Annotated in this window: 9 protein-coding genes; 1 reads left to right on the forward strand and 8 read right to left on the reverse strand. The window is 45.2% G+C overall.

All coding sequences use genetic code 11. The features are described 5' to 3' along the window. The 8 genes from RCH62_RS08115 to tmk all read right to left on the reverse strand — a co-directional run. On the reverse strand, nt 1-463 hold a 463-nt coding region (locus RCH62_RS08115; RefSeq protein WP_306474991.1), incomplete at its 3' end, for an ATP-binding cassette domain-containing protein. Between the two features lie 84 nt (nt 464-547). Further along, complete coding sequence (locus RCH62_RS08120) at nt 548-901, reverse strand: arsenate reductase family protein (protein ID WP_048789566.1); 354 nt, start codon at nt 899-901, stop codon at nt 548-550. 9 nt (nt 902-910) lie between these two features. Next, entirely contained in the window at nt 911-1,399 is a 489-nt protein-coding gene (locus RCH62_RS08125) for a methylated-DNA--[protein]-cysteine S-methyltransferase (RefSeq protein WP_306474992.1), read from the reverse strand. Beyond that, nucleotides 1,392-1,964 (reverse strand): GNAT family N-acetyltransferase, encoded by a 573-nt coding sequence (locus RCH62_RS08130; protein WP_306474993.1) that lies wholly within the window; start codon nt 1,962-1,964, stop codon nt 1,392-1,394. The genes RCH62_RS08125 and RCH62_RS08130 overlap by 8 nt, the downstream gene beginning before the upstream one ends. A gap of 10 nt (nt 1,965-1,974) precedes the next feature. Beyond that, entirely contained in the window at nt 1,975-2,838 is an 864-nt protein-coding gene (gene rsmI, locus RCH62_RS08135; RefSeq protein ID WP_306474994.1) for a 16S rRNA (cytidine(1402)-2'-O)-methyltransferase, read from the reverse strand. A gap of 2 nt (nt 2,839-2,840) precedes the next feature. After that, nucleotides 2,841-3,161, reverse strand: a complete 321-nt coding sequence (yabA, locus tag RCH62_RS08140; RefSeq protein ID WP_023024026.1) for a DNA replication initiation control protein YabA — start codon at nt 3,159-3,161, stop codon at nt 2,841-2,843. Between the two features lie 4 nt (nt 3,162-3,165). Then, nucleotides 3,166-4,065, reverse strand: a complete 900-nt coding sequence (locus RCH62_RS08145; RefSeq protein WP_048789563.1) for a DNA polymerase III subunit delta' — start codon at nt 4,063-4,065, stop codon at nt 3,166-3,168. Continuing rightward, the gene (gene tmk / locus RCH62_RS08150; protein ID WP_048715350.1) at nt 4,062-4,700 is read right to left on the reverse strand and encodes a dTMP kinase; all 639 of its coding nucleotides are present in this window, start codon (nt 4,698-4,700) and stop codon (nt 4,062-4,064) included. Before tmk ends, RCH62_RS08145 begins: the two co-directional genes overlap by 4 nt. A gap of 172 nt (nt 4,701-4,872) precedes the next feature. On the opposite strand from tmk, the gene RCH62_RS08155 reads away from it, so the two are divergent. Continuing rightward, on the forward strand, nt 4,873-5,760 hold the full coding sequence (locus RCH62_RS08155; RefSeq protein ID WP_048689693.1) for a YitT family protein: 888 nt from the start codon (nt 4,873-4,875) through the stop codon (nt 5,758-5,760). Nucleotides 5,761-5,818: the final 58 nt, after the last annotated feature.

The raw sequence follows: 5,818 nt of genomic DNA on the forward strand, positions 1-5,818 counted from the left end.
TGCCAAAGTCCATGACCCCAAGAGCACGCGCCACTTCATCAATCTTGGCATCCAAAGTATAGAAATCCCGACTCTCTAACCGATCCTGGAGCTCTCCGACTTCTTCCATGAGAGCATCCATATCCGCTCCATCCTCAGCCATTTCCATATAGAGGTCATTGATGCGAGCCTCTGCTTTAAAGAGTTCATCAAAGGCTGTCCGCAAGACATCGCGCACCGTTTGCCCTTCTTTTAGGACAGCATGCTGGTCAAGATAGCCAGCGGTCACATACTTAGACCACTCAACCTTCCCTTCGTCGGGTTGCATCTTGCCGGTCACGATGCTCATGAAGGTGGATTTTCCTTCACCATTGGCTCCAACCAAACCGATATGCTCTCCCTTTAACAAGCGGAAGGACACATCCTCAAAAATAGCCCGGTCTCCAAAGCCGTGGCTTAAATTTTTCACCTCTAAAATACTCATGATTGACTCTCTTTCATTGATTTCACTCGTATGATTATATCATCTTCAAGACAAAATGAAAAGGGAGTCCAACTCCCTTTTTTCTTACAAACCTAAGTCCGCATATGGCTTCCGGTAACCCACTTGAACAACTTTTCCGTCCTTCACTAAGAGAGGGCGTTTGATTAGCATGCCATCGCTAGCTAAAAGGTCTGCCGCTTCTTCTATCGAAAGCTGATCCACCTTGTCTTTCAAGCCCAACTCCCGATACTTCATCCCACTAGTGTTAAAGAAGGATTTGATTGGTAGGGAAGACTCCTTGATCCAGGTTTGCAGTTGCTCACTGGTCGGAGTGTCTACCACAATATCTTGGCTATCAAACTCACAGCCTAAGCTCGTTAATTCCGATTTCGCCTTGCGGCAGGTCGAACATTTTGGGTATTCAATAAATGATAACATCTTTTCTCCTTATTCTTTCCAAGATATGGCCTCATGTTGCAACAGCCAACGCTTGCGATCTAATCCAGCCGCATAGCCTGTCAACTTTTTCTCCGTCCCCAGCACCCGGTGACACGGGATGAGGAGGAGCAAGGGATTTCGACCTATTGCTTGACCGATGGCTTGAGCCGATCTGCAAGACAAGGCATGGGCAATCTCTCCGTAGGTTCGACTTTCCCCATAAGGGATCTGAGCTAGATAGGCCCAAACTCTTTGTTGAAAGTCTGTCCCTTGAGGAGACAGGGGAAAGGGCATGGAAGGATTTTCCCCTATAAAGTATCGATCCAGCCATTCAAAGACAGCTCCATGAAGTGGCTGACAAGCTTCTTCGATATGCTCAAGCCCCTGCTCACAATTGGCTTGGTCACAAAACCAGATCCCAACTAGGCTTTCCTCATCCACCACAATAGATAGAGGTCCTAAGGGACTCTGATAGAGTTGGCGATAGAACCTAGTCATTTTGAGATTGTTCTGCACGGTAGTCCCAACGATCATCTTCACTAATCACTTGGAAGAGGCTGGTTTCTGCCTTCCGTTTGATCTTCTGATAAGCGAGACGAACTCCATCAATTGGCACCTTTCCACAGTAATGGAAGCCTAACTTCTCTAAAAGGTGTTGCATGACCTTGTTGTCAGGATGGGTATCACAGCGAAAATCTGGGCCCTTTTCTCCTTCGATCAAACCTTGAAGGAAGGTTTGGGCTACTCCTCGACCAGCAGCTTCTTTGGCAACAGTGACCCGGTGGAAACTGATATAGAGATAGTTATCATGTTCCCATTTTCCATCATAAATGTCATTATAGGCGGCTTCATTTCCCTTGTAGAGAGCGGCATAGGCTACGACTTCTTGATTCTCTACAGCTACATAACCACGGCTTTCGAGGATATCCTCAAAAATGATTTCTTGATTGGGATAACCATCCTGCCATTGGTCCACACCAGCTGCAGCTAAGCTGTCCTTGCCATCTTGGATGATTTCCATAATCCGATTGATTTCATTGGGATAGGCCATTCTAATTTCCATCAGACTCTCCTTATTCTTCCTCTTGGTGGTATCGGGCATAAAGTTCACTCTTTTGTAGCCCAAATTGTTTGGCAACCTGTTTAATCGCTTGGTTCTTTTTCATACCAGATTGGACCAGTAGATCAATCTCTTGGATCAGATCCACTTCTTCTAGATCTGGCTCCTGCTCACTGGCCCCCTCCACGATCAGGAGACACTCTCCTTTAAGGGGATTTCCCTCTAGATAGTCCACTAACTCTGCGATGGTCCCTCGCGTATACTCTTCGTAGATCTTGGTCAGTTCTCGGACCAGGACAACTGGGCGGTCTCCATAGACTGCCAGCATATTTTCAAGGGTCGCTCGTACCCGGTGCGGGGACTCATAAAAGATCTGAGTCTCAGGATAGGCTAGCTTTTCCTGGAAAAAGGCCTTTTGCTGCCCTTCCTTGCGTGGAAGAAAGCCATAAAAGATATGGGGCTGGGGTGCCAGGCCACTGGCAATTAGGCCGGTAATGCCGGCGCTCGGGCCAGGAACTGCCACAACAGGGATTTCTCGCTCAATCGCTGCCTTGACCAGGTCGTGACCTGGATCCGAAATACTAGGCAGTCCTGCATCCGAAACCTGGGCTAGGTCCTTTCCAGACTCTAAATGAGCTAGCAAATCAGGGATTTTCTCCATGGCATTGTGCTCGTGAAAGCTGGTTTGCGGAGTAGAAATCTCAAAATGCTTGAGCAAGAGTCCTGTATTGCGTGTATCTTCTGCTGCTATCAGATCCACCTCTTTTAGAGTTTGGATCATGCGGTAGCTCATGTCATCCCGATTGCCAATTGGGGTTGGCACTAAAAAGAGAGTCCCTGTCGCTTTATCCCCTTTAAAACTTCGTTGAATCTGCATGTTTACTCCCTAAATAACAATTCATCACAGAAAATACACTCTTCATCATTTTCACGACGTTGACCATAGGAGTCTGTACAAACATGAAATCCATCGTTGTAAATTCTTTGTAAATTTTCACGACCATTGCGATGAAATTTAGGGGAGCTGGTTTTCTCCACTTCTCCTAAGCGCTCTCTCAATTTATCATTTTCAAGACGCAGAGCTGTATTTTCCTCGACAATGAGTTTGAGATTTTTCTTAATAGCTTCAACCTCTGCTAATGTAACCAGCAATTCCTGGGAGAAGCCATCCAAAGCATCAAATAATTCTTTTTTATTCATCTCTTTACCTTCTATTTTTCAACTGTAGGACCATATACTCGAGAGCATTTTGAAAACTCACATTCCGTTCCCACATCAGTTTGGCCAAGACCAATTTTTCTAGATAGTCTCTTCCTAAGGACTGACTGATGGAGCGTGCAAAGAGCAATTCCAACAAGCGAAAGGCTTGGGCCTGCTTTTCTTTATCATCCGTCTCTTGAACCAAGCGAGAGACCAGTAAGTAGATATGCGGATCTGCTTTTAGACAAGCTGCAACGAAACGCTCACACTCCCTCGCCAGATCGAAAAAGGAGGTATTCTGAGCGAGAATTTGAGCCTCTTGGAAACCTTGACTAAAGTTGGCTAACAGATCTGCTTGTTGAAGCAAGAGACCTTCCTGAAGGAGATACTCTTTTAGGAAATCTTGGTTTTTTGGAAAATGGACCTGCTGCGCCCGACTTTTTATGGTCGGGAGAACCAGTTGCTCATCTGCTGTCAGCAGAAAAATATGAACTTCACTCTGAGGTTCTTCAATCACCTTGAGGAGGGAATTGGCCGCATTGACATGCATCCGGTCTGCATCGCAGATGATAAAGACTTGCTTGGATCCTTCGTAGCCTGACTGAGAAAAATGCTGGATCAAATCCCGGATCCGATCCGTTTTGATGATTTGATTGACCGGTCGGACAACCGTTACATCTGAGAATTCATCCTCTTCAATCAAGCGACAAGCCCGACAAGTCCCACAGGGCCAAACACCCTTCTTGTCCGTACAAAAGAGACTTTGGGACAAGAGCTGGGCCATCTCAAAACTGCCAAAATCTCCTGTAAAGAGATAGGCGTGGCTCAAGCGGTCCTGTTCTAAAATAGCTTGGAAGCGATCGACTAACTGAGGTTGAAGTTTTTGCACTTGTTCTAACTTCATTCACTAATCTCCAAGACTTCTTTCAATAATAGCCAAGTATCCTCGACCACCTGGTCAAAAGGTTGACTGGCATCAATTTTCACCACACGTTGTGGTTCTTTTTCGAGGATGGCCAGATAGCCTTGACGGACTTTCTGATGGAGACTGAGTCCTTCTAGATCCAAGCGATTGACTTCACGGCTAGCACTCTTAGCAATTCTCGCCAACCCTTCTTCTACATCAATGTCAAAGTAGAAGGTCCGATTGGGTTTCAGACCATCAGTCGCAAATTGGTTCAACCATTCAATATCTGCTACTGCTAATCCACGCCCAAAGCCTTGGTATGCTACCGAACTGTCGATAAAACGATCCATGATAACTAGCTTCCCTGCTTTCAAAGCTGGAAGGACACGTTCTGCCAAGTGTTGGCGACGACTGGCGATATAAAGAAGCAATTCTGTCTTGGGATCCATTTCCGTATGGGATGGATCTAGAATGACCTCGCGTATTTTTTCTGCTATTTCGACACCCCCTGGCTCCCGCGTGGTAATATAGGCAATCCCTGCCTTTTCCAAGCGTGGTAGCAAGGCTTCTAAAACGGAGGATTTCCCTGCACCTTCTGGGCCTTCAATTGAAATTAATGTTCCCTGTTTCATTCTCTTATCTTAACTTTCTATACTCATTTCTCTAGCATGCATCACTTCTTTTTATTTTACCAAAAATAGGGGTAAAAATCCTGTCCGAATTCGTGAAAATTGATGAAAATTATTTCCTATTTTTCATTTTTTTTGGTAAAATGTATGGTGAAAAATGAATAGGAGAACGAGCATGTTTAAGGCAAAAAATATTCTGGCCATTATTTTGGGGGCTGGCATTTTTTCTTTTGGAATCTTCTTTTTAGTCATTCCATTTCACTTTTATGAGGGAGGAGCTACAGGGATTACCCTGATTACCTACTACCTCTTTAAAATTCCCGTTTCGGTCATGAACTTGGCCATCAATATTCCCCTCTTTTTCCTAGCCTGGAAATTACTGGGGCTCCGATCCCTCTATCTCAGTTTGATTGGAACTTTTTCGGTCTCTATTTGGATGGCCATCTTCGAGCTGATCCCTGGAAGTCATCATCTTCAAACTGCAGTCTTTACGGCTCTTGACGGAGATATCCTTCTGGCCTGTATCGGATCAGGGGTTATCCTTGGAACTGGACTGGGGATTATCTTCAACGCTGGAGGAACAACAGGTGGAACCGATATTGTCGCACGTATCTTTAACAAGTACACGACGCTTTCCATGGGACGCCTCATGTTGATTGTGGATGCCATCGTCTTGACAACTGTTTTGATCGTCTTTAAGGACTTCCGAATTGCAGCCTACACCCTCCTCTTTATCCTGATTGACACCGTCGTCATTGATATCGTCGGTGAAGGAGGTTTTGCAGGAAAAGGATTCCTCGTGGTTACATCTAAACCAGATGAAATTGCCAAACAAATCACGACTGATTTGGGCCGAGGAGTCACCTTCGTAAACGGCATGGGCTATTATAGCCAACAAGAAATGAAGATTGTCTACTGCGTGGTCTCACGGAATGAAATGAAACAAATGAAAGATATCATCAATAAGATCGATCCATTCGCCTTCATTACCATTACAGAAGCCCATGAAATCCTAGGAGAAGGATTTACCTTGGATACCAACAAGCAACCCATTGCTCGCTAAAACAAAGAGAGAGTGGGACAGAAATCGGTAATTCGTTAGAATTCGATTTCGTCGTCCC

The organism is Streptococcus sp. (assembly GCF_030825805.1).
In the GTDB taxonomy this organism is placed as follows: Bacteria; Bacillota; Bacilli; order Lactobacillales; family Streptococcaceae; genus Streptococcus.

What these genes read in the sequence shown, in the direction of transcription:
- RCH62_RS08125 (WP_306474992.1), bottom strand. Translation starts at nt 1,399, where the DNA reads ATGACTAGGTTCTATCGCCAACTCTATCAGAGTCCCTTAGGACCTCTA.
- rsmI (WP_306474994.1), bottom strand. Translation starts at nt 2,838, where the DNA reads ATGCAGATTCAACGAAGTTTTAAAGGGGATAAAGCGACAGGGACTCTC.
- RCH62_RS08145 (WP_048789563.1), bottom strand. Translation starts at nt 4,065, where the DNA reads ATGAAGTTAGAACAAGTGCAAAAACTTCAACCTCAGTTAGTCGATCGC.
- RCH62_RS08120 (WP_048789566.1), bottom strand. Translation starts at nt 901, where the DNA reads ATGTTATCATTTATTGAATACCCAAAATGTTCGACCTGCCGCAAGGCG.
- RCH62_RS08155 (WP_048689693.1), top strand. Translation starts at nt 4,873, where the DNA reads ATGTTTAAGGCAAAAAATATTCTGGCCATTATTTTGGGGGCTGGCATT.
- yabA (WP_023024026.1), bottom strand. Translation starts at nt 3,161, where the DNA reads ATGAATAAAAAAGAATTATTTGATGCTTTGGATGGCTTCTCCCAGGAA.
- RCH62_RS08130 (WP_306474993.1), bottom strand. Translation starts at nt 1,964, where the DNA reads ATGGAAATTAGAATGGCCTATCCCAATGAAATCAATCGGATTATGGAA.
- tmk (WP_048715350.1), bottom strand. Translation starts at nt 4,700, where the DNA reads ATGAAACAGGGAACATTAATTTCAATTGAAGGCCCAGAAGGTGCAGGG.